Origin of the sequence: Bradyrhizobium sp. CCBAU 65884, assembly GCF_028128835.1 — a bacterium.
GTDB lineage: Bacteria > Pseudomonadota > Alphaproteobacteria > Rhizobiales > Xanthobacteraceae > Bradyrhizobium > Bradyrhizobium ottawaense.
This window is the reverse complement of sequence record NZ_LBJU01000134.1, coordinates 357756-382078: the sequence shown is the minus strand read 5'-3', so window position 1 is coordinate 382078 and position 24323 is coordinate 357756. Positions and strand designations below refer to the sequence as shown.

22 protein-coding genes are annotated in these 24323 nt (G+C 63.2%); 17 read left to right on the top strand and 5 right to left on the bottom strand.

The features are described 5' to 3' along the window. Nucleotides 1-44 precede the first annotated feature (44 nt). On the top strand, nt 45-1268 hold the full coding sequence (locus tag XI03_RS39740; protein WP_271595171.1) for an FAD-dependent oxidoreductase: 1224 nt from the start codon (nt 45-47) through the stop codon (nt 1266-1268). Between the two features lie 27 nt (nt 1269-1295). On the opposite strand, the gene XI03_RS39735 is transcribed toward XI03_RS39740, so the two are convergent. Continuing rightward, nucleotides 1296-2432, bottom strand: a complete 1137-nt coding sequence (locus XI03_RS39735) for a GNAT family N-acetyltransferase (protein ID WP_028142500.1) — start codon at nt 2430-2432, stop codon at nt 1296-1298. 646 nt (nt 2433-3078) lie between these two features. On the opposite strand from XI03_RS39735, the gene XI03_RS39730 reads away from it, so the two are divergent. From XI03_RS39730 to XI03_RS39685, 10 genes are all read left to right on the top strand, one after another. After that, complete coding sequence (locus XI03_RS39730) at nt 3079-4239, top strand: transporter substrate-binding domain-containing protein (protein ID WP_271595170.1); 1161 nt, start codon at nt 3079-3081, stop codon at nt 4237-4239. Further along, nucleotides 4236-4901, top strand: coding sequence for an ANTAR domain-containing response regulator (locus XI03_RS39725; protein ID WP_028142502.1), 666 nt, complete (start codon nt 4236-4238; stop codon nt 4899-4901). Before XI03_RS39730 ends, XI03_RS39725 begins: the two co-directional genes overlap by 4 nt. 11 nt (nt 4902-4912) lie before the next feature. Then, nucleotides 4913-6166 carry an urea ABC transporter substrate-binding protein gene (locus XI03_RS39720; protein WP_028142503.1) on the top strand — a complete coding sequence of 418 codons (1254 nt, stop codon included), beginning with the start codon at nt 4913-4915 and terminating at the stop codon, nt 6164-6166. A gap of 93 nt (nt 6167-6259) precedes the next feature. Then, nucleotides 6260-7132: an ABC transporter permease subunit gene (locus XI03_RS39715; protein ID WP_028142504.1), complete on the top strand. Its 873-nt coding sequence runs from the start codon at nt 6260-6262 to the stop codon at nt 7130-7132. A gap of 14 nt (nt 7133-7146) precedes the next feature. Beyond that, nucleotides 7147-8211: a branched-chain amino acid ABC transporter permease gene (locus XI03_RS39710; protein WP_038947970.1), complete on the top strand. Its 1065-nt coding sequence runs from the start codon at nt 7147-7149 to the stop codon at nt 8209-8211. Next, nucleotides 8211-8927 (top strand): ABC transporter ATP-binding protein, encoded by a 717-nt coding sequence (locus XI03_RS39705; RefSeq protein ID WP_038947971.1) that lies wholly within the window; start codon nt 8211-8213, stop codon nt 8925-8927. Before XI03_RS39710 ends, XI03_RS39705 begins: the two co-directional genes overlap by 1 nt. Continuing rightward, nucleotides 8920-9648, top strand: a complete 729-nt coding sequence (locus XI03_RS39700) for an ABC transporter ATP-binding protein (RefSeq protein ID WP_271595169.1) — start codon at nt 8920-8922, stop codon at nt 9646-9648. Before XI03_RS39705 ends, XI03_RS39700 begins: the two co-directional genes overlap by 8 nt. 31 nt (nt 9649-9679) lie before the next feature. Continuing rightward, on the top strand, nt 9680-10669 hold the full coding sequence (locus XI03_RS39695) for an acetamidase/formamidase family protein (RefSeq protein ID WP_271595168.1): 990 nt from the start codon (nt 9680-9682) through the stop codon (nt 10667-10669). 16 nt (nt 10670-10685) lie between these two features. Beyond that, nucleotides 10686-12425 carry a nitrilase-related carbon-nitrogen hydrolase gene (locus XI03_RS39690; protein WP_271595167.1) on the top strand — a complete coding sequence of 580 codons (1740 nt, stop codon included), beginning with the start codon at nt 10686-10688 and terminating at the stop codon, nt 12423-12425. 36 nt (nt 12426-12461) lie between these two features. Then, nucleotides 12462-13223 carry an SDR family NAD(P)-dependent oxidoreductase gene (locus XI03_RS39685; RefSeq protein WP_271595166.1) on the top strand — a complete coding sequence of 254 codons (762 nt, stop codon included), beginning with the start codon at nt 12462-12464 and terminating at the stop codon, nt 13221-13223. Between the two features lie 111 nt (nt 13224-13334). On the opposite strand, the gene XI03_RS39680 is transcribed toward XI03_RS39685, so the two are convergent. Further along, nucleotides 13335-13757 (bottom strand): hypothetical protein, encoded by a 423-nt coding sequence (locus XI03_RS39680; protein WP_271595165.1) that lies wholly within the window; start codon nt 13755-13757, stop codon nt 13335-13337. 205 nt (nt 13758-13962) lie between these two features. After that, nucleotides 13963-14208, bottom strand: a complete 246-nt coding sequence (locus XI03_RS39675; RefSeq protein WP_271595164.1) for a hypothetical protein — start codon at nt 14206-14208, stop codon at nt 13963-13965. Nucleotides 14209-14704: 496 nt separating this feature from the next. On the opposite strand from XI03_RS39675, the gene XI03_RS39670 reads away from it, so the two are divergent. The 6 genes from XI03_RS39670 (at nt 14705) to XI03_RS39645 (ending at nt 23281) form a co-directional block, all read left to right on the top strand. After that, nucleotides 14705-15385 (top strand): response regulator transcription factor, encoded by a 681-nt coding sequence (locus XI03_RS39670; RefSeq protein WP_028142513.1) that lies wholly within the window; start codon nt 14705-14707, stop codon nt 15383-15385. A gap of 56 nt (nt 15386-15441) precedes the next feature. Then, complete coding sequence (locus XI03_RS39665; RefSeq protein WP_271595163.1) at nt 15442-16851, top strand: sensor histidine kinase; 1410 nt, start codon at nt 15442-15444, stop codon at nt 16849-16851. Between the two features lie 138 nt (nt 16852-16989). Further along, nucleotides 16990-17982, top strand: a complete 993-nt coding sequence (gene rpoH / locus XI03_RS39660) for an RNA polymerase sigma factor RpoH (RefSeq protein WP_271595162.1) — start codon at nt 16990-16992, stop codon at nt 17980-17982. Between the two features lie 139 nt (nt 17983-18121). Beyond that, nucleotides 18122-21304: an efflux RND transporter permease subunit gene (locus XI03_RS39655; protein ID WP_271595161.1), complete on the top strand. Its 3183-nt coding sequence runs from the start codon at nt 18122-18124 to the stop codon at nt 21302-21304. After that, complete coding sequence (locus XI03_RS39650; protein WP_038970478.1) at nt 21301-22572, top strand: efflux RND transporter periplasmic adaptor subunit; 1272 nt, start codon at nt 21301-21303, stop codon at nt 22570-22572. The genes XI03_RS39655 and XI03_RS39650 overlap by 4 nt, the downstream gene beginning before the upstream one ends. Nucleotides 22573-22672: 100 nt before the next feature. Then, nucleotides 22673-23281 (top strand): hypothetical protein, encoded by a 609-nt coding sequence (locus tag XI03_RS39645; protein WP_271595160.1) that lies wholly within the window; start codon nt 22673-22675, stop codon nt 23279-23281. Between the two features lie 256 nt (nt 23282-23537). On the opposite strand, the gene XI03_RS40375 is transcribed toward XI03_RS39645, so the two are convergent. After that, nucleotides 23538-23897 carry a hypothetical protein gene (locus XI03_RS40375; protein ID WP_333936900.1) on the bottom strand — a complete coding sequence of 120 codons (360 nt, stop codon included), beginning with the start codon at nt 23895-23897 and terminating at the stop codon, nt 23538-23540. 71 nt (nt 23898-23968) lie between these two features. Continuing rightward, nucleotides 23969-24211: a hypothetical protein gene (locus XI03_RS39635; protein WP_028142517.1), complete on the bottom strand. Its 243-nt coding sequence runs from the start codon at nt 24209-24211 to the stop codon at nt 23969-23971. Between the last annotated feature and the right edge of the window lie 112 nt (nt 24212-24323).

The window sequence follows — 24323 nt, the reverse complement described above, 5'->3', positions numbered from 1 at the left end:
GAGAATTGCACGTACGGCTTTGGTTGACCGTGGGAGCCTGGATCATGACGGCGGATAGAACTGTGACCGAGCCGATCGGCGCAGCTGGCACTTCGACGATCGTTGCGGACATCGCGATCGTCGGTGGTGGCCTTGCAGGATCGCTTGCGGCGGCCGTGCTGGCGCGGGCAGGGCATCGCATCGTCCTGATCGACAAGCGGGCGGTCTATCCGGACGAGTTCCGGGTCGAAAAGATCGGCGGCCATCAGTTGGCGATGCTCCGCAAGCTGGGCTTCCTCGACGCGCTCGAAAATGTCGCTTGTCGATATGATCAGGTGCTCAATATCCGGGAAGGCAAGGTGGTCGATGTCAGCGTCGGCCAAGCCTACGGATTTCCCTATGCCGATCTCGTTGCCATGGCGCGCAGCCGGATCCCCGAGCCATCCGATCTGATCGTCGACGAGGTCACCGCGATCAGCTGCAGCGACGACGTCCAGCATCTCGAGCTGGCGTCCGGACGGCGCGTGACTGCGCGTCTCGTCGTTCTCGCCACGGGAATGGCGGCGGCTCTCGGTTATAAACTCGGTATCAAGCGGCAGATTCTCGCCGAGCGCCATTCGGTTTCGTTCGGTTTCACGATCGCCCGCGGCGATGGCGCGCCGTTCGATTTCGAGGCACTGACCTGCTATGGCGAGCGCACGGCCGACGGCATCGACTATCTCAGCCTGTTTCCCGTTCGCGCCGGCATGCGTGCCAATCTCTTCATGTTCCGCGACCCGACCGATCCGATCATGCGCGAGCTGCGTCGCGAACCGGAAGCGACCGTTCTGCGTCTGCTGCCGGGATTGCGGCCCTATCTCGGCGATTTCCGCGTCACCGACCGTGTCCAGAACTGGGTGATGGATCTGACCGTCGTCGAGGGACATCTCCAGCCCGGCATCGTGCTCATCGGCGATGCGTTCCAGACCAATTGTCCCGCCGCCGGCACGGGCGTCGCGCGCCTGCTGGTGGACGTCGATCGTCTGTGCACCGAATATGCGCCGAAGTGGCTCGCGACCCCAGGCATGGACCAGGAGAAGATTACGCAGTTCTATTCCGATCGCGACAAGATCGCGGCGGATCAGCAGTCCCTCAAGATGGCGCGCTTCCGCCAGGCCCTGACATCCCGCAACGATATCGGCTGGGATGTCCGGCGCCGGCTGCACTTCCTGCGGCGCAGCCTGACACACCGCGTCGATCAAATGCATCCCGGCTGGCTCGGGCGTGTTCGCGGGGCGTTGCGCGCCTGAGTTCCGCGGCCCTTCGCCTGCCGTTTTTCAGCGCGTGGGCGTCGAGGTGCGGGCGGGCAGGAGCCGCAAATCCGAGAGCCGCTTGGCCGCCAGTTTGAGCCAGGGAGCCTGCTTTAGCGCGAACAGGGCGATGGCACCTGCGGTGCTGCCGGCTTTCGTGATCGCCCACATCGGCGAGGGCTGTCCGCCGAACAGTTTCTTGTATGGCTCGTCACCGATGGTGAAATCGAGCATCTGATCGCCGCGCTCGATGCAATCCCGCGCTACCTGCTCGAACATCAGCGCGCCCAGGGACTGGCTCTTGTACCCGGCAATGTCGAAGGCGCTCATGATGATGAGGAAGCTGCCCTGATGGCAGAGGCCGAGCACGGCGGCGATCACTTCGCCGTCCATCTTCATGGCATAGAGACGCACAAAGGAGCCGAGCCCACGAAGGGCCACGTCGGAATAGAAGCCGAAATATTCGGGACGCTGGAGCAGATCTCCGTCGCCTTGCGCCTGAAAGCGCGGACCGCGAAACTTCCTCATCACGTCCATCGCCTCGAGCACGGAGGCGCTGTCGTTGCAGCATGAGAAGCTCAGCGCGCCCTTCTTCTGGAGCTGACGATATTTCTTTGCGAGCTCCTTCTGATAGGAGCGATCGATCGCACCGGCCCGCCATTGCTCGAACGGCGCGACCAGGACCGTCGCGTAGGCGTTGGTGTCCATCGATACGCGGCGCGATGCGGCCAGGAGGTTCTCGATCGGAAGCCGCCCGTCGGGCAGTTTGGTGATCCGGAGCAGATCGAAAGGGCGAACGAGGCGCCGAATCTCCGCGCATGCGTCCGCGTCATCGAGCAGTTGCGAGAACACTTTCGGGCTGCAAACCGGCGCCAGATAGTCGGAGACGCGGAGGTCGGCGAACTCGACGGTTCGGATCGGGCCGCGCCGGATCCGGAGCAAGGGCAGCACCATCGCAAGGGCGCCTGTCGCGCGGTGGCGGACCACGACGACCAGAGGTGTCGCACCCGCATCCGAAGCGAGCCTGGTGTAGAGGCTGTGCAGCCAGATCGGATGCTGGAACGCAGTGGCGGCCGAGCGATCAAACAGCTCGGCATATTCCGGAGACAGAAAGTCGAACGCCTGCTCGATGACGATGTCGAACGTGTTGCTAAGCTTGTTCATGCGCAATCAGGGAAACCGGATAATTCGCGAAGTCGATCGAGCCGTGGCTACGCTTTATAGCAGGGTCGTTACGGGCTAGACACCGGCGGTGTGCGATTTGCATTAACGCGCTCAACCACGTTCGTATCGTTACCAAATTCTTAAATCCCAGGGCCGTTTGGGCTTGGTCTCGGGATGAGATCGTGCAGAGGCGGCTCGATACCAGACGGGGCCCCAAGGCAGCTGAAGTTCACTCGCCCCAACGAAACCGACAGCTGGCAGAGACATCCGTCGTTCGTGCGGCAAGCGACGATGCTCTCGGCTGGGCGTGGGCCTCCTGGCAGCTCGGCACGCAGCTTTCAATAGCCCGCCGGAAACCGGACGTCAGGCGTGCCCTGGCATCTCCGCCGCAGCGATGCGGCGCCCTTGGCTCGGCTGCATAGTTTTGCTGCACCACGATATGAATCGCGGCAGCTTTCGCTGCAATAACGCGCTTGACTTCGTAACTGATCTCAACGACCGTATCATGCAAGCGTTGGGCAGTTCAGCCCGTCAACGCAACGAGCTTCAACCATTTCCAACATCACGCCGATTGGCGTGCTCAGTTGGCGGCGAGGGCGCCCTCGGCTTAACAGCCGGTGGGCGCCTTTTTATTTTGGAACGAGTGATGGCGCGGACGAACTATCGGATCGGCGTGATGCTGTCGACGACGGGATCCTACAGCGTCGTTGCGCGCTCGATGCTGAACGGGGCGCTGCTCGCGTTTCGCGAAATCAATGCGGGCCGTGACGACATTGCGCTGGAGCCGGTCGTGGTCAACCCGGCCGGCGACCTTGCGAGCTATCGTTCGCTCAGCCTCGAGCTGCTCGGTTCCGGCGTCCGGCATGTGGTCGGCTGCTACACCTCGTCGAGCCGCAAGGAAGTGATCCCCTGCTTCGAAAAGTTCGACGGACTGCTGTGGTATCCGTCTCACTACGAGGGCTTCGAGAGCTCCGACAACGTCATCTATACCGGCGCCGCGCCGAACCAGCACGTGCTGCCGCTCGTCGATTATTTGGCATCCCGCGTCGGCTCGCGCGCCTTCTGCGTCGGCTCCAATTACATCTGGGCCTGGGAAAACAATCGCATCTTCCGGGAGGCGCTGGCCGCGCGCGGTGGCACCGTGCTTGCCGAGCGGTATCTCTCGGTTGGCGACACCGAGGTCGACCAGGTGATCGCAGCGATCATCGATCAGCGTCCGGACTTCGTCTTCAACAATTTGATCGGCACCAGCGCTTACGCCTTCTTCCGGGCGTTCCGGGCCGCCTGCCGTGCGCGTGGCATCGATCAGGCGGCTGAAATCCCGGTCGCGAGCTGCACGCTGTCGGAGCCGGAATTGCCGGAGATCGGCCCGGACGCCGTCGATGGACATCTGTCCTCGAGTGTCTATTTCTCCTCGCTGAACTCGGCGGAAAACGGCGCCTTCATTCGTGCCTACTCCACGTCCTTTCCGGATGGACCGGTCTCGTCGGCTGATGCCGAAGCGTCCTACATCGCCGTCAAGCTGCTCGGAGCGGCCCTGTCACAAGCCGGCACCGACGACGCCCGCACGGTACGCGCCGCTGTGGCAGACCAGCGGCTGCGCGCTCCGCAAGGCGAGGTCCGCATCGACCGCCAGACCTTCCATGCCTGGCTGACGCCCCGGATCGGCCGGTCGACGGTCAGCGGGCAGTTCGAAGTGCTGCTGGAATCGCGCGAGCCAATCGCACCGGATCCCTATCTCGTTCAGTCGTCGCCGCGCTTTGCCAGCGCAATGCGCTCTCCGCTTTTGAAGGTGGTGCAATCATGAGCTCCCGACTGCTACAGAACTTCAAGGGCGGCCGTGCCATCGTCGTCACCCGGCGAGGCGGATGGGAGAGCGCGCTCGAAACGACGCTGGCCAAGCTTGGCGTCTCCACCGAATATCCGGAGATCATCGACGGTCGTGCGCAGATTGACGTCGCAAGCCTTCAGGCCGAGCGGGACATCCTGTTCATCGACGGCGATCTCGAAGGCGCGGTAGCGATCGAGGTCAATCCCGGCTCGCGTTTGCCGCCGGTGCCGGTGATCGGCCTCGTCGGCGTCGAAGCGCCGAGCCGGCTCAAGGCGCTCGTCAATCTCGGTGCAACCTCGTTCCTGCGTAAGCCCGTGCATGGCGGCGCGGTCTACACGTCCCTGTTCATGGGCATCAACCAGTTCCTGCTGCGCGCCGAGATGTATGAGCGCCTTCAAGGCCTCGAGGAGCGCCGCCGCGGCCGGCGCGCGGTGATCCGGGCGGTCGTCCTGCTGATGCAGCAAGACGGCCTCGACGAGGAGGGAGCCTATTCCCAGCTCCGCCGCGACAGCATGCGCGCGCGGCAGAACATGGAACTCTATTGCGAGGAGTTTATGAGCAAGCGGGCGAAGCCGCCCGATACGTCCGGCCGCACAACCGGCATCACGCTGCAAGGCGGCAATAAGCAGGCCATCTAGGAGAAGCAAAAATGAGCAAGTCTGTATTGCGGGGGCTGCGTGCCGCAGCCCTCACGGGGACGCTTGTCCTCGGATCACCCCTTGGACCACAAATGGCACTCGCGGCGGAAAATCCGATCAAGCTCGGCGTGCTTGAAGATCAGTCCGGCGATTTTGCCGCAGCGACGATCGGCAAGGTCCACGCCATCCAGCTCGCCGCCGACGAAATCAACAAGGCCGGCGGCATCATGGGCCGGCCGCTCGAGCTCGTCGCTTACGACACGCAATCCGACAACACCCGCTACCAGGAGTTCATGCGGCGCGTCCTCCAGCGCGACAAGGTCGACGTCGTGTTCGCGGGCTTTTCGTCGGCCTCGCGAGAGGCGTACCGTCCGATCGTCGACCAGTTCAATGGCTTTGCCTTCTACAACAACCAGTACGAAGGCGGTGTCTGTGACGGCCACATGATCGTGACAGGCGCGGTGCCCGAGCAGCAGTTCTCCACGCTCATCCCCTACATGATGGAGAAGTACGGCAAGAACGTCTACACGCTCGCGGCCGACTACAATTTCGGCCAGATCTCGGCGGAATGGGTTCGCAAGATCGTCAAGGAGAATGGGGGCAAGATGGCCGGCGAGGAGTTCATCCCGCTCGGCGTGTCGCAGTTCTCCCAGAGCATCCAGAACATCCAGAAGGCCAAGCCCGACTTCGTGGTCACCCTGCTGGTCGGCACCGCGCAGGCCTCCTATTACGAGCAGGCGGCCTCCGCCAACGTCAACCTGCCGATGGCTTCCTCGGTCAACGTCGGCCAGGGCTACGAGCACAAGCGTTTCAAGCCGCCGAGCCTGAAGGACATGTACGTCACCACCAACTACATCGAGGAGATCTCTTCGCCGAAGAGCAAGGAGTTCTACGCCAAGTTCAAGGCGAAGTTCCCGAGCGAGCCCTATGTCAACCAGGAGGCGGAGAACTCCTATCTCGCCGTCTATCTCTACAAGCAGATGGTGGAGCGCGCGAAGTCGACCAAGCGCGAGGACATCCGCAAGGTGATCGCGCTCGGCGACGTCTGCATGGACGCGCCGGAGGGCAAGGTCTGCATCGACCCGAAGAGCCAGCACATGTCGCACACGATCTATCTCGCCAAGGTCGGTGCGGATCACGCGATCTCTTTCCCAAAAGTCTGGGAAGACATCAAGCCGTACTGGCTGGGTGAGGCCGGCTGCGATCTGACCAAGAAGGATCCGATGGCCCAGTACACGCCGTCGAATCCCCCGCCGAAACCCTGACGGCGGCTGGTTGCCCCGGCGTTCCCGGAACGCCGGGGCAACCCCAAACATCTGCGACGGCAGTCTCGCGCCTTCCCACATTCTGGTTGTTTCATGGATCTTGCGACCCTCGTCTTCTCTGCGCTTTATCAATTCGGCGACGCTTTTGCGTTCCTGGTGCTCTCGGCCTGTGGGCTCGCGGTGATCTTCGGTATGATGGGCGTGATCAACCTCGCCCATGGCGAGTTCATCATGTGCGGTGCCTATGTGACGGCCGCCACCGTGCATGCCGGCCTGCCGTTGCCGCTCGGAATACTCGCCGGCACCATCGTGTCGGCGCTGGTCGGCGTCGTGGTGGAGCTGGTGGTCATCCGCCATCTCTACGACCGGCCGCTCGACACCATCGTCGCCACCTGGGGCCTCAGCCTGATCGCGACGCAGGGCACGCTGATCATGGTCGGTTCGACCATGGCGGGCGTGGGCACGCCGTTCGGCAGCTTTCAGGTCGGCGACTACTCCTATTCGATCTATCGCATCGTACTGTTTTGCGCCGCGCTCGGTGTGCTGGCGGGGCTTTATGCCCTGTTCAACTGGACGCGCTTCGGCGTGCTGGCGCGTGCCACCATCCAGGTGCCGCACATGGCCGCGGCGCTCGGTGTCGATACGCGTTTGATCTATAGCCTCACCTTCGCCTGCGGCGCGGGGCTCGCCGGACTTGCCGGCGGCCTTTACGCGCCGACCATGACGCTGGTGCCGACCATGGGAGCAACCTTCATCATGGAAGCGTTCGTCACCGTGGTGATCGGCGGCGCCGACGTGTTCCTCGGCACGGCGCCTGCCGGCGGCCTGCTTGCGATCGTTAAGTCGGGGATGACGTCCTGGCAGGGGCAGCTGTTCGGCCAGATCGGCCTCCTGGTCGCGGTGATCATCGTCGTCCGGGTGCTGCCGAAGGGCATTTCCGGCTTCGTGCTGCGCGAGCGCACCTGACGGGGGATGGCGTCGTGACCGGTTTTCTCTCGTTGTTTCGCCGTCTCGAAGGACCGCAGACCGTCGGTCGCGGTCCGGCTTTCTGGGGCCTGTTCGCCGTCGTGCTCGCTGCCGCACTGGCGTATCCGCTGGTGAGCGACGGCTACACCGTCGGCAACACGGTCTACTTCTTCGTCTGGGTCTTCATCGCTCTCAGCCTCTGCCTGATCTGGGGGTATGGCGGCTCGCTGTCCTTCGGCCAGACCGCCTTTTTCGGGATTGCGGGCTACGGCTATGGCATCCTCACCATCAATTTCGGCTCGGCCTACGGCTTCACGCTGGTGGCGCTGGTGGTAGCCGTCGCGATCGCTGCGCTGTTCGCGATCCTGCTCGGCTATTTCATGTTCTTCGGCCGCATCGCCGGTGTCTTCCTCGGCATCGTTACGCTCGCCGTGACGTTGATGCTGGAGCGATTCATGGCCCAGACCGCAGGGCCGGAGTGGCGTATCGGCAGTGCGCGACTGAACGGCTTCAACGGCATGAGCGCGATGCCGCCGCTGACCATCCCCTGGCCGGGCGAGCCGATCGTGCTGTTCGCGGATGTCGGCCTCTATTACTTCGTGCTCGGACTTCTCATCTTCGTCTATCTGGGCCTGCGCATTCTGATGAACTCGTCGTTCGGCAACGTCATTGTCGCGATCCGGGAGAATCCGGAACGGGCCGAGATGCTCGGCTACGACGTGCGCAAATACCAGCTCATCACCTTCGTCATCGGCGCGGCGCTCGCAGGGCTCTCCGGCGTGCTCTACACGGTGTGGGGACAGTACATCACGCCCTCGAGCATGGGCATGACGGCGGCGGCGCTGCCGCTGATCTGGGTCGCTGTCGGGGGCCGCAGCGACCTGACGTCGACCGTGATCGGCACGCTGATGGTGCTGGCCGCGTTCCAGGCGCTCACGATCTATGGCAGCCAGTATGCGCTGGTGTTCATGGGCGTGCTGCTGGTGCTCACGGTGCTGATCGCCCCGAACGGCCTCGTGCTCGGGGCGATGAACTGGCTCGGCAGGCTCGTCGCCCGCCTGACGCAGAGGGCCGGCTGATGTCGCTGCTCGAACTGCGCAAGCTGAACAAGCATTTCGGCGGGTTGCACGTCACCAACGCCGTCGACCTCACGCTTCAGACCGGCGAAATCCATTGCCTGATCGGCCCGAACGGCGCCGGCAAGAGCACGCTGTTCCGCCTGATTCTGGGTGAGCATCATCCCGGCAGCGGCGAAATTGTCTTCGCCGGGGAGAACATCACCTCTCTGAAATCCTTTGCGCGAATCCATCGCGGCCTCTCGGTCAAATTCCAGGTGCCCGGCGTGTTCAAGGGTCTGTCGGTCCGCCAGAACCTGGAGATCGCACTTCAGATCCGTCATCGCGGCGCCGAGCTCGAAGCCGAGATCGACCGGCTGCTCGCCTTCCTCGGGCTCGGGTCCGAGCAGGCCCAGACGGCCGGCAATCTCAGCCATGGCCAGAAGCAATGGCTCGAGATCGGCATGGCGATCAGCCTGAAGCCGCGCCTGTTGCTGCTGGACGAGCCGACGGCCGGCATGTCGCCGGAGGAAACCCATCTGACCGGAGAGATGGTGCAGCGGCTCAATGCGGACGGCATGACGGTGCTCGCGATCGAGCACGACATGGCCTTTGTCCGCCAGGTCGCCCAGCGTGTCACGGTGCTGCATCTCGGCCAGGTCTTCGCGCAGGGCTCGATCGACGAGATCGTGGCGGATGAGCGCGTGGCGGCGATTTATCTGGGGCAGGCTCATGCTTGATGTGCCGCGCAAGGAGGTCATCCTCTCGACGCTGGCCTTGCGCGCCGGCTATGGCGGCAAGCCCGTGCTCCAGGGCCTCGAGATCGAGGTACGCGAAGGCGAGATCGTCGCCGTCATCGGGCGCAATGGCGTCGGCAAATCCACGCTGATGAAGAGCCTGATCGGCCTCGTGCCGGCGATGAGCGGCTCGGTCGTCTATCGCGGCGAAGCGGTGGAATCGCTGCCGGCGCACAAGCGGGCGCGCCTCGGCATGGGCTATGTGCCGCAGGGACGCGACGTATTTCCACGACTGACCGTCGGCGAGAACGTCGCGGTCGGCGCCGCGATCAAGGGCGGCGGCATTCCCGAATCGGGCCGACGCAGGATCGTCGCGGCGTTTCCGATCCTCGCCGAACGCTGGCACCAGCGCGCCGGCACCATGTCCGGCGGCCAGCAGCAGCAACTCGCGATAGGACGAGTCTTGATCGCGAACCCCAATCTCATCCTGCTCGATGAACCGTCGGAAGGTATCCAGCCCAACATCGTCCAGGATATCGCGCGCAACATGGTCGAGCTCAACCGCAGCACGGGCGTGACCATCATTTTGGTCGAGCAGAACCTCGACATGATCCGCGCCATGGCGCAGCGCTGCTACGTCATGGACAAGGGCCGCATCGTCGCAAATCTCGATCGCGCAGCGCTCGACGACGAAGCGGAGATGCGGCGCCATCTCGCCGTTTGAACGCTGCCCTACGACAGAAGGAGAAAAGAAAATGTCCTGGCACAAAGATTCGATCATGGCTCGCAAGGGCGTGGCCAAGGGAGAGCGCGGCACCTCGTATACGATCACCGAAAGCGAGCAGGGCAAGTATCACTATGTCTACGGCCCCTACGTGAATCCGGTGCTGACCGTGGATCCTGGAGCGCTCGTCTCCGCCGAGACCCACGACGCCTTCGAGGGCGCCATCAAGCACGAAACCGACAGCCCGTCGAAGATTCTCAATTTTCCGTTCCTCAATCCGCAGAATGGACCGATCCACGTCAACGGCGCCGAGAAGGGCGACACGCTCGCGGTCTATATCGAGAGCATCGTGCCGCGCGGGCCGCAGCCGTGCGGCACCACCGTGGTCATGCCGGACTTCGGCGGCCTCGTCAGCACGGGGCAGACCGCGCTGCTCAACCCGGCGCTGCCAGAACGGGTCAAGAAGCTGGAGATCGACGCCAAGACCGGCACCAAATGGAACGACAAGATCACGTTGCCCTATGAGCCTTTCATCGGCACGATCGGAACGTCGCCGGAGATCGAGGCGATCTCCTCGCTCGTCCCCGATTATTACGGAGGCAACATGGACCTGCCGGACGTCGGCGTCGGCGCCATCGTCTATCTGCCGGTCAACACCAAGGGCGCGCTGCTCTATCTCGGAGACTGCCACGCCGCGCAGGGGGACGGCGAACTCTGCGGCGTCGCGATCGAGCATCCGACCGTGACCACGGTCCAGGTCGATCTCATCAAAGGCTGGACGATCGCCTGGCCACGGCTCGAGACCAAGGATTTCATCATGACCATCGGCTCGGCCCGGCCGATGGAGGATGCCGCGCGCATTGCCTATCGCGAGCTGTGCCGCTGGATGGCGGCGGACTACGGTTTCGAGGAGATCGACGCCTACATGCTGTTGACCCAGGCCGGCCGGGTGCGTCTCGGCAACATGGTCGATCCGAAATACACGCTCGGCGCCTCCATCAAGAAATCCTATTTGCGCTAACGGGGGGATGTCGATCATGCCGTCCGTGCACAAGGTCGCCACTGTCCAGTTCGAGCCGACAATGTTCGAGAAGGAGCGCAACATCGCGCGCCTGCTCGAACTCTGCGAACAGGCAGCGGCGGCCGGCGCGAAGCTCATCGTCACGCCGGAAATGGGAACCACGGGCTATTGCTGGTTCAACCGGGCCGAGGTTCGGCCCTTTGTCGAGAAGGTTCCGGGGCCGACCACCGACCGCTTCGCGGCGCTGGCACGCAAGTACGACTGCTACCTCGTGGTCGGCATGCCCGAAGTCGACGAGGACTACATCTACTTCAACTCGGCCGTCTTGATCGGGCCTGATGGCATCGTCGGCCGCCATCGCAAGACCCATCCCTATATCTCGGAGCCGAAATGGGCGGCGGCGGGCGACCTGCACAACCAGGTCTTCGATACGCCGATCGGACGGATTGCACTCCTCATTTGCATGGACATCCATTTTGTGGAAACCGCGCGGCTGATGGCGCTGGGGGGCGCGGATGTCATCTGCCATATCTCCAACTGGCTCGCGGAGCGAACGCCGGCGCCTTACTGGATCAGCCGAGCCTTCGAGAACGGTTGTTACGTGATCGAGAGTAATCGCTGGGGGCGTGAGCGCACCGTCCAGTTCAGCGGCGGGAGCTGTGTGATCGCGCCGGATGGCGAAGTGGTCACGGTCCTCGACAAGGGCGACGGGTTCGCTCTGGCCGAGATCGATCTCGACATGGCTCGTGCGCGCCGCGTGCTCGGTGAGCCGGTGTTCGTTCAGCGCCGGCCCGAGCTGTATCCGGAGTTGCTGACCGATACCTTCAGCTGGAATTCGCGCGAATTCTTCGGTCTCTATGGTCACGAGCCCTGGCCTGACGGAATGCGCTCGCGCGTCAGCGTGGCCCAATTCGCACCTGGTGACAGCGTTTCAGGAAATCTCGAGGCGATCGCGAATCTTGCCCGCCGGGCCAAGGCCGACGGTGCCAATCTCGTGGTATTCCCGGAACTCGCGGTCACCGGCCTGGCAGGTTCGGCGAAATCGGCCCAGCCGATACCGGGACCTGCCACGGACAGTCTGCACGCGCTCGCTGCGCAGCTCGAGATCTACATCGTTTGTGGAATGGCCGAACGCGCGGGCGATGCCGTTTACAACAGCGCCTGCCTGTTCACGCCGGATGGAAGGATCACGCGTTATCGCAAGACGCATTTGACGGAAGAGGAGCGGAGCTGGGCCACGGCTGGCGATGACTGGGCTGTCGTCGACACGCCTGTCGGGCGCATCGGCCTGCTGATCGGCCACGATGCGGCATTTCCGGAAGCGGGGAGGGTGCTCGCGCTTCGCGGTTGCGACGTCATCGCGTGCTGCGCAGCAGTCAAGGGCCCCTTTGGATCGCCACATGCGGGGACGGCGGTCCAGCAGTCGGCGCCGATTCCGACCGGCGCCGATCCGCATCATTGGCATCACTTCCGCGTCCGCGCCGGCGAGAACAATGTGTTTCTGGCGTTTGCCAATGTGTTCGATCCCGAACATGGCTATCCCGGCCTCAGCGGCGTCTTCGGCCCCGATACCTTCGAGTTTCCGCGCCGCGAGGCGATTGCAGCTGACGATACGGGCCTTGCCACGGCTCTGGTCGACACCACCAATCTCGACAGCGTTTATCCGACCAACGTCGTGCGCCGAAAGGATCTCGTTTCGATGCGGATGCCGCACAGCTATCGGGGATTGGTCAGGGCGGTGGCGAATAACCATTGAACGTGCGAGACTGCAGGAAAAGAAAAGGAACCGATCATGGATCTAGGACTTTCGGGCGCCAAGGTTCTCGTCACCGGCAGCACCAAGGGGATCGGTCGCGCGATCGCCGAGACCTTTGCGGCGGAGGGCGCGAATGTCGGCATTTGTGCGCGCAATCAGGCGGATGTCGACAGCACTGTTGCAGCGCTCAAGAGCAAAGGCGTGGCCGCCTTTGGTGCCTCGGTCGACGTTGCCGATGGTGCGGCGCTCAGGGCCTGGGTGGTCGACATGGCGACCAAACTGGGCGGGATCGACGTCGTCGTGGCGAATGTGAGTGCGCTGGCTATCGGGCAGGACGATGAAAGCTGGGCGAGGGAATTCTCGACCGACATGATGGGCACGGTCCGGCTGGTCAATGCGGCCATGCCCTATCTGGAGAAGAGCGACGCCGGTGCGATCGTCGCCATATCGAGCGTTTCCGGGCGCGAGGTCGATTTCGCGGCCGGCCCCTACGGCACCTTCAAGGCCGCCATCATCCACTACACGCAAGGTCTCGCCAATCAGCTTGCACACAAGGGCATTCGCGCCAACACGGTCTCGCCGGGCAACACCTATTTCGAAGGCGGGGTCTGGAACACGATCAAGGACAACAATCCCGAGCTCTACAAGACGGCGCTTGCGCTCAATCCCATGGGCCGGATGGGGACCCCGCAGGAGATGGCCAACGCGGTCGTATTCCTCGCAAGTCATGCCGCGAGCTTCATCACGGGAACGAACCTCGTCGTCGACGGTGCCCTGACGCGCGGTGTGCAGTTCTGAAGTGTCTCTGCCGCGTTGATCGCGGCGGTCGTCGCAAGAATGTCAGGAGGCCCTCGGCCCGGATCGGCTCAGGCCAGATCCGGACCGAAGGCAGGGGCCTGTGCTTGCAAATCAGCCGCAGCTCAGCGGCAACGGCGCGTTGGGATGCAGGTCGTACCAGTCGTAGCAGTCGGGATAGGCGCCGTAGAATCCATACGCGGACCGATAGCGACCATACTGATGCAGTGCTTGGTGACTGAGGCCTGTGCCGCGGGAGGCGATGTGATCGCCGAGACCGAGATGGCCTCCGTCAAAGCGCTGTCCGCCACCGAATGCCGCGGTCCCGCCGGGGTGGAATCCTCCGCCGAACCCGCCGGCATGGGCCATGCCGCCGAAATGCGCTCCCCCGCCAAAGCCCATATGTCCGCCACCAAAGCCGCCGGCGCCAAAACCACCGTGGCCGCCTCCACCACCGCCGCCGCGTGCCTCGGCCGCCCCGACGGTCAACGTCGAGGCAAGTGCCGCTGTGGCCAAAATCATCAATACTCGTTTCATGGGAGCACTCCTTTTCTATCAAGGTGCCCGGCGATCCCTGCAGTTCGCTTCAGCGTCGTGGTGTCGCCAAGCTTCGTGATGAAAGGAAGATAGGAACCGCGCTCGTCAATCCCACTAAATTCGGTTTCAGGAAGGCGAGGGCCGATCGGCAAGGTGATGCGGTCGGCCGACCGAGGTGCCCGGTCGGCCGCAAAAGCCGTAGCGATCAGAAGCTTCCGGTGCCCGGCTCACACGGGACGTTGTCGCCGGTCCACGGCGCCGTCGCAAATGCGCCAACACGCGGCGCCGGAACGCAGGCGCGACCATCCCGATCGAGGGATGCGTTCGATGCGGCCGGATTGGCTTCCATGGAGGACGGCCGCACGACGGCATGCCGTTCGCGTGCCATGACAGGTCCTCCCAGCATGGCGACTGCGATCAATCCGGTCGACAAGAGCTTGAGGGTAGACATTGTGGCTTCTCCTTTGATGACAGCAGGCAGACCAAGCCGGCTCCCCAAGGAGGTGCGGACGATCGCGACCCAACAAAATGCACGAATTGCTCACCGGAGTTCAACGGCCCGTGATCGCTATTCGCATGGCGGCGACGATCGTGCGAATCCGAAATGTTCGCCGCAGAATCCCATCCTTGCGCGTAACGACGGACCCATCGAGAACATATCTATGGTGCATCGCGAGTCCCGGACGGAGATGGGAGATGACCACGACCACAGCACACCTTTCTGCTCGCGCACCGTCGCTGGCCGGCCTCCCAGGCTTCCTGAATTGCAATTTAGTGGTGTTCCATCCTGAGCCGGACTATGTCCCCGCAGGGCGAGCGGTTCATCGCATGCAGGCTCAGCACGGCGCCTTCGGGCGCAATGGGCGTGGAATATGACGACAAGAGCCGCCGAACCCATGCTTCGGCGCCGCAGGCCGAAGCGCCTCGCAGGAGGTGGGACCGGGACAATGACGCGGATTCTTCTGATCGAGGACGACGCCGAGACCGCCGAGTCGGTCATCGCCGAGCTTGCGGATCGTGGCTTTGAGGTTCAGTGGTCGCCCGATGGCATCGATGGTCTCGATCGGGCGCGCTCGTCATGTCCAGATGCCTTGATCGTCGATCGCATGCTGCCCGGAATGGATGGGCTGACCGTCATCGAGGCGTTGCGCAAGGACGAGGTCGGAACGCCCGTCCTGGTGCTGAGCGCTCTCGGCGCGGTCGATGACCGGGTGCGCGGCTTGCGCATGGGAGGAGACGACTATCTCACCAAGCCGTTCGCGCTCATCGAGCTCGTCGCTCGCGTAGAGGCATTGCTGCGCCGTCCGACCGACAGTCGAGAAACCACACTGCGCGCCGGGCCGCTGGAGCTCGACCTGATCGACCGGACCGCGCGGCGCGGCGAGCGTGAGATCGATCTGCTGCCGCGCGAGTTCCGCCTGCTCGAATACATGATGCGTCGCAGCGACCAGCTGTTGACGCGTGCGATGCTGCTCGAGGAGGTTTGGAACTATAAATTCGTTCCTGCAACCACGAACCTGATCGACGTGCATATGGGCCGGCTCCGTCACAAGGTCGACGGCCCCGGGGAGATGCAACTCATCCATAACGTTCGAGGATCGGGATTCCTGCTGCGCGTGCGCCAATAGCTGCGGCGGTCACTCCCGAAATCGCGCAGCATGCACGACTATCGAGCGTCGAACCGATGCGCCAGTTCCACTTTATTCGTTCGAACACGTTTCTCTGGGCCTTGGCGGTGGCGGCGGCCTTTGCGCTGTTCGTGGTCGGGCTGTTCGCGTTCATCTATTGGAAGATCGATGACTATCTGATCGTCCGGTCGGATCGGATGATCACGACGCAGATCGACTTCCTGGCCAGGCTGCCTTCGGCCCGCCGTGTCAACGCGATCACCGATCACCTCGAACAGGACTCCAGGGGCGTGCAGTACGCGGGACTGTTCGACGCCGCCGGAGCCCGGCTCGCCGGCAACATCCAGCGCGTGCCGCAGGAGCTCGAGCTCGACGGGGTGGTGCAGGGGGTGCGGCTCGATCGCATCACGCAATCGATTGACCACGATCCGGTTGTCAGGGCGGCGGCCAGGCGCCTGGAGGGCGGAGCCATCCTGGTCATGGGGAGAAATGTCGATGAGACGCGCGAGATATCGAGTGTCGTGGGGCAGGCTCTCGCGCTCGGCCTGCTGCCGGCATTTTGCCTCTGCCTGCTGGCCGGAGCGTGCTTGAGCATCCGTGCCCAGAGGCGCGTGGAGGAAGTGAACCAGCGGGTCCGGCGGATCGTGGCCGGTGATCTGCGCGAGCGTTTACCACAGGACAATGTGGATGATCCGTTCGCGCGGCTGGCCGGCATCGTCAATGGGATGCTCGACGAAATGGAGACGATGATCAACGCCCTGACTGGCGTCGGTAACGACATTGCTCATGATCTCAGGACACCGCTCACCCGTGCCCGGCTGGCGCTGGAGAGAGGCCGCACGCACGCGGCCACGCTGGAGCAACTCCATGAGGTCGTCGACAAGGCGGTCGCCGGGATCGATCAGTCGCTCGCAATCGTCACCGCGTTGCTGCGTCTGGCTGAGATCGAGAACAACCGCCGGATGGCCGGTTTCGGCGATGTCGCGCTCGACGAGATCCTGCGCGAGGTCTGCGACGTCTACGAGCCCATTGCCGAAGACAAGAACGTCGCGCTTGGCGTCGCCATCGATCGCAAGGTGCAGGTATGGGGCGATCGCGACCTGCTATTCGAGACGGTCGCCAATCTCGTGGACAATGCCGTCAAGTTCACGCCCGCGGGCGGAATGGTCAGGCTCGAGCTGGTGTCGACCGACAAGACCGCGTTCGTGCGCGTGAGCGATACCGGGCCAGGCATCAACGAGCAGGAACGTGAGGCCGTGCTGCGGCGCTTCTATCGTTCCGACAAGATGCGCCACACGCCCGGGGTAGGACTGGGACTGAGCCTGGTGGCTGCCATCGTCAAGCTTCACGGTTTCAGGCTGATCATTTACCCGCCCCCCGGAGGGAGGGTCGAGATCCTTGTCTCGACAGGAGCAAAGGGACCGCGCCCCAGCACCTCCCCGAATCGCGCGTCACGCGAGGCTTGACTGGACGTGACGTTGGCGGCGATGCCCGACTCTCGGACGGCCTGAAAACGAATTCAGGATTCTCAAGTCCAATTTAGTGGCAGCTCCGCGCGAAGGCCTCCTACGCTGACTCGCCAAGTTCGAGCGCGGGAGCAGTGGATGCAAACTCGTCACGTGATCGTGAGAACCAAGACCTCGACCTTCGGCCGAACTCCGTCGGCGAGCGCGGTCAATGCCTACGCAGCAGCCATCAGGCGATATGATCTGCTGCAGCCTGATCAGGAGCAACGGCTGGCACGTCGTTGGCAGGAAACGCGGGATCCTGACGCCGCCAACGTGCTCGTCACCAGTCACCTCCGCCTCGCAGCAAGGTTGGCGCGAGGTTACGGGGGATATGGCCTTCCGCTGGCTGATCTCATTGCTGAAGCAAATCTCGGGCTCGTGATCGCGGCATCCCGTTTCGAGGCCGACCGCGGCGCGCGGTTTTCCAGCTATGCAGTGTGGTGGGTCAAAGCAACCATTCACGAGTACATCCTGCGGTCCTGGTCACTGGTCCGCATCGGTACGACGACGGCCCAGAGGAAGCTGTTCTTCAGGCTCCGCAGCGAGATGAGGAGAGCGACAGGCGGTGAGATGGCGGGCCTCACGCCGGAGGCTGCCAGGATGATTGCCGGGAGGCTCGACGTTGCGACGCGCGACGTGATCGAGATGGACTCCCGCTTGAACGGCGACCTCTCGCTGAATGCGCGCGTTGGAGGCGACGAGGAGGGAGCCGAGTGGCAGAGCTTGCTGGTTGACGATGCAATCGACGCCGAGACGGTCATCGCCGAGCAGGAACAGACAGAGCGTCGCACCAACGCGTTGCGCCTGGCACTCGATGCCCTTACGGAGCGCGAGCGGCGCGTATTGGAGGCGAGGCGGCTGGCTGAGCACCCCCGCACACTCGAACAGCTTGGTCGTGAACTCTCCATCTCGAGCGAGCGGGTCCGGCAGATCGAGATCTGCGCATTCGCAAGGGTCAGACGGGCCGCGGTACTGGCGGCGCAGAATGCGGCGTGCGCTTTCGAATCGCGCGAACGCGTATCTCCCGCGCCGCGTGATTATTCTCGTGGCGTTACGGAATCCACTCCGGAAGAACTCACGTCTCTCTGAGCGATCGAGAACCGGTGATGGACGCGGCCGAGCGCAGTCGTTCCGGCAAGACGTCCTGAATTAGTTTTCATTTGAACGGATGACGGCTCGTCATCATCTGTTCGAAGTTAGGCGCAATCGTCTTCAGGCGGAAGTCATCATGGGAATTGTTCGATTCGCGCTGCGGTTTCCGCATACGTTCTACGTGCTTGCGGCGCTGATCCTGTTTCTCGGCGGCATCGCGATTTGGTCGATGCCGACGGACGTCTTTCCCGAGATCCGCATTCCCGTCGTCACCGTCATCTGGAGTTACACCGGCCTCTCCACTCCGGAGATGGAGCAGCGTGTCAGCACGTACAGCCAGTATTCGATCAGCGCCAATGTCAGCGGCATCAAGAACATCGAGGCGCAGACGCTCAACGGCTTGTCGGTTCAGAAGATTTACTTCCAGCCGGACGTCAATCTCGATCTCGCGATCTCGCAGATCGTCTCGGCGACGAACGCCATCCGCGCCTTGATGCCGCCGGGTATACAGCCGCCGGTCATCGTGCAGTTCAATGCCTCGAGCGTGCCGGTGCTGCAGCTCAGCCTCGAGTCCGACAAGCTGAACGAACAGCAATTATACGATTTCGGCATCTACCGGATCCGGCAGCAGCTGGCTCCTGTCCCCGGGGTGACGCTGCCAACGCCTGCGGGCGGCAAGTATCGTCAGATCATGGTCGACATCGATCCGAACAAGCTGCTGTCGCGCGGACTGACGCCGCTCGACATCGTCAATGCAGTGAATACCCAGAACCTGACGCTGCCGACAGGCACGGCGAAGATCGGCGACACCCAGTACACCGTCCGGACCAATGCGACACCGGCCTCGATCAAGGATCTCAATATGATCCCGGTCAAGTTCGCGAATGGCGCCACGATCCTGCTGAAAGATGTTGCCCAGGTCCGCGATGGATCACAGGTGCAGCAGAACATCGTGCGCGAGGACGGCCATCGTTCGGTCCTGCTCAGCGTGATCAAGAACGGCAACGCTTCGACACTTGCGGTCGTCAACGGTGTCAAGCAAGCCTTGAAGTCGATTCGGGCCTCGGCACCTGCCGGGCTGAAGATCAATGAGCTGTTCGATCAATCTGTCTTCGTCACCCATTCGGTCGACGGCGTGCTGCGGGAAGGCGCGATCGCGGCGGGCCTCACGGCGCTGATGATCCTGGTGTTTCTCGGATCGTGGCGGTCGACGCTCGTCGTCCTGATCTCGATCCCGCTCGCGATGCTGTCCTCGCTCGTCGTTCTGCATTTTCTGGGAGAGACCCTCAACACGATGACGCTGGGGGGACTCGCGCTTGCGGTCGGCATACTGGTCGACGATTCGACGGTGACGATCGAGAACACGCATCGGCTCTGGACGGAGGAGGGGATGCCGCTGTCGGACGCAACGCTGCATGGCGCAGCCGAAATCGCGGTGCCGACGCTCGTCTCTACGCTCGCGATCAGTTGCGTGTTCACTTCGGTGGTGTTCCTGCAGGGACCGGCCAAGTACCTCTTCACTCCGCTCGGTCTGGCGGTGGTGTTCGCGATGCTGGCGTCATACGGGCTGTCGCGGACGCTTACACCGATCGCGATCGGTCTGCTGCTGAAGGGCGAGCGGCGCCATTCCAAGGACGAGAGTCCGTCCGGGATTTTCGCGAGGGCCTCCACCATGTTCGAGCGTGGATTTGAGCGGCTGCGCGACGGCTATTCCGATCTCCTGATGGTTTTACTTCGGCGCCGGAGCATCGTCCCGGTGGTGGCCGCGCTGATGCTGGCTCTCGGGGGCGTCATGTTCATCTACGTCGGCAGGGACTTCTACCCCTTGATCGACGGTGGTCAGATCCAGCTCCATGTTCGCGCACCCGCCGGCACCCGCATTGAGCACACGGAGGCGATCTTCCAGGCGGTCGAGGACAAGATCCGCGAAGTCATTCCGGACAAGGACCGGGCACTGATCGTCGACAATATCGGACTGCCGGCGCGCCCCTATAATCTGGCATTCACCGACGGTTCGACGATAGGGGTGAACGACGGCACCATCCTCGTGTCGCTCAAGGACGGACACAGGCCGACCGCGGATTATGTCAAGAAGTTGCGCCAGGTGCTGCCATCCGCATTTCCCGAGGATCTGTTCTATTTTCAGGCGGCCGACATCGTCACGCAGATCCTGAACTTCGGCCTGCCGGCGCAGATCGACGTCCGGACGGCCGGCTACGGCGCCAACAATCTGGCGGTCGCAAAGCAGGTGCAGAAGAGCCTGGCGGCAGTTCCCGGGATCGTCGATGCGCATCTTCAGCAGGAGATCGACGCTCCCGCATTCTACGCTGACATAGACCGCACCCGCGCTGCGCAGCTCGGGCTCAATGCCAGCACGGTTGCGACAAACATCAATGTCAGCCTCAGCTCGTCCGCCCAGGTCTCGCCCAATTTCTGGACCGATCCGACGTCAGGCATCCCGTACTATCTGGCTGTGCAGACCCCCGAATACAGGGCCAATTCGCTCAACGCTTTGGGTAACACACCGGTTTCGGCCTCGCTTGCTGCAAGCGGGCAGACAGTCCCGGGCCTGCTCAGCAACGTCGCAACGTTCAAGCGGGGCACCGTGCCCACCAATTTGAACCAGGCCAATGTCCAGCCGGTGTTCGACGTCTATGCGAGCGTCCAGGGCCGCGATCTCGGCAGCGTCGCAGCCGATATCGACAGGGTGACCGCGACGCTGCAGAAGCAGCTCCAGCCCGGCAATTCGATCCAGGTCCTGGGCCAGATCCAGAGCATGCATCAGTCGTTTCGCGATCTCGGGATCGGGCTGCTGTTTGCTGCCATCCTGGTCTATTTGTTGATGGTCGTGAACTACCAGAACTTCGGCGATCCCTTCGTCGTCATCCTGGCGCTGCCGGCAACCTTCTGCGGTATCGTGACGATGTTGTTCATCACGGGAACAACATTGAACGTGCCTTCGCTGATGGGCGCGATCATGGCGGTCGGGGTTGCGTCCGCCAATTCGATCCTGCTCGTGACCTTCGCGCGTGACGAGCAGCTGAAGGGGCAGTTGGCCCTCCAGGCTGCGTTGAGCGCGGGTCGCACGCGAATCCGTCCGGTCCTGATGACGGCCGCCGCGATGATCGTGGGCATGATCCCGATGGCGATCGGAGGCCCGGGCGAGGAGCAAAACGCGGCGCTCGCGCGTGCCGTTATTGGTGGGCTGCTGTTTGCAACGCCGACGACATTGCTGATCGTGCCCTATCTCTTCGCCATGCTGCGCAAGCGCAACGATGGCAGGCCTCATCACGGCGTATTCGAGGAGATACCGAAATGAGCGATGTTGGCGCGCGGACCAATGATGACGACGCAAGGGACCGATCTGATGCGGAGAGCTGCCGGATCGTGGAATTGCCCGGAAGGGGCGGGCGGCCGCAGCGCCGCTACGGCGGCGTGTTGCTCGGAGGTGGTGTGCTCCTGCTGCTCGCAGGCGGTCTTGGTATCGGCGGCTGGCGGCACTATCAGGCCGCGCGCGACGTCGCTGCAGTGACAGAGAAGAGCAGGACCGCCGTTCCGGAGGTTCGGGTGGCCACGGTTCGACCCAGCAGCGACATCATGAAGGTCACCTTGCCTGCGACGACGACGGCATTCGAGGCGGCAAATATTTTCGCGCGGGCCAGCGGCTATATCGAGAAGCGTTACGTGGATATCGGCGATCGGGTGAAGAAGGGCGACCTTCTGGTGGAGATCACCGCGCCGGAGCTCGACCAGCAGATCGCGCAGGCCCAGGCGACGCTGGCGCAGAACCAGGCCTCGCTGCAGCAGGCGCAGGCGAGCCGGGAGCTTGCCGACGTCACCAATGCGCGGGATGGCAATCTGGTCAAGCAGGGCTGGCTGACGGCACAGCAGGGTGACAACGACCGTCTCACACTGCGTGCCCAGCAGGCGGCCGTGAATGTGGCCCAATCGAATATCACGGCGCAGGAAGCGCAGATTCGCGTTCTTCAGCAGGAGAAGGCGTACCAGCGCGTGGTGGCGCCGTTCGATGGCGTGATCACGCAGCGTAATGTGGACAATGGCAGCCTGGTACAGGCCGGATCGACCTTCATGTTCACGCTGATGCATGCCAACGTGATCCGAACGCAGGTGTTCGTTCCACAGGACGAGGCCTTCGGAGTCGCGCCGGGCGTTGATGCCGAGATCCGCGTCCCCGAGATTCCGGACCGGACGTTTCCGGGCAAAGTTACGCGCATCGCAACCGCGTTGCAGCCGGGAAGCCGAACGCTGCTGACCGAGATCGACGTCCCGAATCCGGATGGAGCCTTAAGTCCCGGCATCTATTGCACGGTCGAGCTGTCGATCCCGCGCAAGACCCCATCGATGACGGTTTCGTCCGATGCGCTGGTCTTCGATCAAAACGGACTTCACGTCGTGGTGGTGCGGAATGGCACCGTTCATCTGCAGAAGGTGTCGATCGCGCGGGATTTCGGTACGTCGGTCGAAGTCCGCGACGGCGTGCAGCCTGGCGAGCAGGTCGTGCTCAATCCGGCGATCAATCTGGCGGAGGGCAGCAAGGTCGCCATTCGCAAGCAGGACGCAAGCTAGGGGCACGGGCATGATCCGGATCGTACCCGCCGCGCTGATTGTCCTGCAGCTGGGCTGTTGTCCCAGCGACGCCCAGGTGGCAACGACCGGGAGCACGGCAATGAGTCTTCCAACCGTGCCGGGGGCTGTCGTCATCTCGCCGCTCAACAGCCCTGGCCCGTTTTCCGCAACGACCGAGCCCGGCGCACCCGATACGACGCTGGCGCCGGTTCCGCTCGCCTCTAATCCGACGACGCCGGGTACGGTTGTTGTCTGCGCGCCGCCGTCGAATTCTCCGGCATTGGCGCCGGCGATACCGGTCGTGTCGAGCACGGGCCTGCCGATGCCGGGCAGTGTGGCTCCAGTACTTCCGGTCATGGGGCAGATCAGCAGCTCCACGGGGACAATTCCTGCGGCTGCGCCCGCGGGAGCGGGAACGACAGTCACCTGCAGTTCAACGCCTGGAGGGCAGACGACGAGTGCTGCGTCTCTGCCGCTCTCGATCCCGCAAGTGCCGGCCAATCCGGTGCCTGGGACGATCCTGGAGGACACCAGCGGGGCCGGCGGCACTGGCATTGATCCAAATGCCGTCGTGCCTAGTCCGAACAGCTCCGCCTGCATGGAAGGGGTTTCGATGAACCTGGCGTCGCCTGCGACAGTGTTACCGGCCAATGCGTCGGGTGCTGCGCCAACGCCGGGAGTGTCGCCGATCCCGCCGCCGGGATGCTGACGGAAGCCGTGCCGCGTCGAACTGCTGGGTCGCGGCAGTCTTCTTCCTTGAGGCCGGCACTTGGCTGGGCGGCGGCAGCGACGTGGCGAACGATTCAATATGTGTCGATCCCGGAAGGAAGAATGGCAGCATCAGGGAAAGTTGCCATTCTTCCTTCCATCCGTGAGGCAGGCAAGCCTCCTGACCGCGTGACGATCCTTTCATTTCAGCGCCGGCAGTTGCCTTGTGCCGAGGGGGCGTCGTCCAGCGCGCGCAATCAGTAGCCGGATGTCGGCTCGCAGGGCGGACGGCGCCATGGCGCGGATGCGTAGGCGCCGACGTCCGGAGCCCTCACGCAGCCGCGCTTGGCAGTGACCGGAATACGTTGCGTCGAGGCGTAGGCGTCGACATTCGTCCGCCGCGCGTTCGTATTGCCTTCGCGAGCCATCGCGGGGGAGGCAACCATGGCTGCGGCGATCAAGCCGGCGGAAAAGAGTTTCAGCGTAGTCTTGCAGGTCTCCTTGACAAAGCGACGCCGGGAACGCCTCGGCTCGCCGGCCAGACATGTGGATGCGAACGTCGGATGGGCAGTATCAATCGAACGATCATTTTCGTCTTTGCATGAAGTCATGGTCACGCATGGATGCCGGGGATTTCAGCAAAGGACTGTCGCTTCCGATCGGTCGCGCCCGAGACATCGTTCTTGTCTCATTGGCGCCAGTGGTGGTCATGAACGTGAACCGCGCCAAATACGGGGGCGGCGCCGCCGGGACGTTCGAGCCCCATGCGTCCCGCCGGAGTCAACGCGCCGCCATTCAGCACGTCGCGATCGGGATACATCGAGGCAAAGGCAGCGGGCTCCTGGTCGGCGAAGGACCAGGCCGCGGACGCTGACGATGCCGTCGCTGTTGAAATCAGTGTCGCGGCAATCAGGATCTTGAATGCACTCATAGCGCTTCTCCATTTCTTGGTGTGCGCGGAGAGTCGCTTGGCGATGATCGCTGCTCGGCTGGTGGCGTTTCCGGAAGTGTGTTCTATACCAAGCCATATAAGCAGCGCGGTC

Coding starts and splice junctions, on each gene's coding strand:
- XI03_RS39740 (WP_271595171.1), top strand. CDS start 45: ATGACGGCGGATAGAACTGTGACCGAGCCGATCGGCGCAGCTGGCACT.
- XI03_RS39735 (WP_028142500.1), bottom strand. CDS start 2,432: ATGAACAAGCTTAGCAACACGTTCGACATCGTCATCGAGCAGGCGTTC.
- XI03_RS39730 (WP_271595170.1), top strand. CDS start 3,079: ATGGCGCGGACGAACTATCGGATCGGCGTGATGCTGTCGACGACGGGA.
- XI03_RS39725 (WP_028142502.1), top strand. CDS start 4,236: ATGAGCTCCCGACTGCTACAGAACTTCAAGGGCGGCCGTGCCATCGTC.
- XI03_RS39720 (WP_028142503.1), top strand. CDS start 4,913: ATGAGCAAGTCTGTATTGCGGGGGCTGCGTGCCGCAGCCCTCACGGGG.
- XI03_RS39715 (WP_028142504.1), top strand. CDS start 6,260: ATGGATCTTGCGACCCTCGTCTTCTCTGCGCTTTATCAATTCGGCGAC.
- XI03_RS39705 (WP_038947971.1), top strand. CDS start 8,211: ATGTCGCTGCTCGAACTGCGCAAGCTGAACAAGCATTTCGGCGGGTTG.
- XI03_RS39700 (WP_271595169.1), top strand. CDS start 8,920: ATGCTTGATGTGCCGCGCAAGGAGGTCATCCTCTCGACGCTGGCCTTG.
- XI03_RS39695 (WP_271595168.1), top strand. CDS start 9,680: ATGTCCTGGCACAAAGATTCGATCATGGCTCGCAAGGGCGTGGCCAAG.
- XI03_RS39690 (WP_271595167.1), top strand. CDS start 10,686: ATGCCGTCCGTGCACAAGGTCGCCACTGTCCAGTTCGAGCCGACAATG.
- XI03_RS39685 (WP_271595166.1), top strand. CDS start 12,462: ATGGATCTAGGACTTTCGGGCGCCAAGGTTCTCGTCACCGGCAGCACC.
- XI03_RS39680 (WP_271595165.1), bottom strand. CDS start 13,757: ATGAAACGAGTATTGATGATTTTGGCCACAGCGGCACTTGCCTCGACG.
- XI03_RS39675 (WP_271595164.1), bottom strand. CDS start 14,208: ATGTCTACCCTCAAGCTCTTGTCGACCGGATTGATCGCAGTCGCCATG.
- XI03_RS39670 (WP_028142513.1), top strand. CDS start 14,705: ATGACGCGGATTCTTCTGATCGAGGACGACGCCGAGACCGCCGAGTCG.
- XI03_RS39665 (WP_271595163.1), top strand. CDS start 15,442: ATGCGCCAGTTCCACTTTATTCGTTCGAACACGTTTCTCTGGGCCTTG.
- rpoH (WP_271595162.1), top strand. CDS start 16,990: ATGCAAACTCGTCACGTGATCGTGAGAACCAAGACCTCGACCTTCGGC.
- XI03_RS39655 (WP_271595161.1), top strand. CDS start 18,122: ATGGGAATTGTTCGATTCGCGCTGCGGTTTCCGCATACGTTCTACGTG.
- XI03_RS39650 (WP_038970478.1), top strand. CDS start 21,301: ATGAGCGATGTTGGCGCGCGGACCAATGATGACGACGCAAGGGACCGA.
- XI03_RS39645 (WP_271595160.1), top strand. CDS start 22,673: ATGAGTCTTCCAACCGTGCCGGGGGCTGTCGTCATCTCGCCGCTCAAC.
- XI03_RS39635 (WP_028142517.1), bottom strand. CDS start 24,211: ATGAGTGCATTCAAGATCCTGATTGCCGCGACACTGATTTCAACAGCG.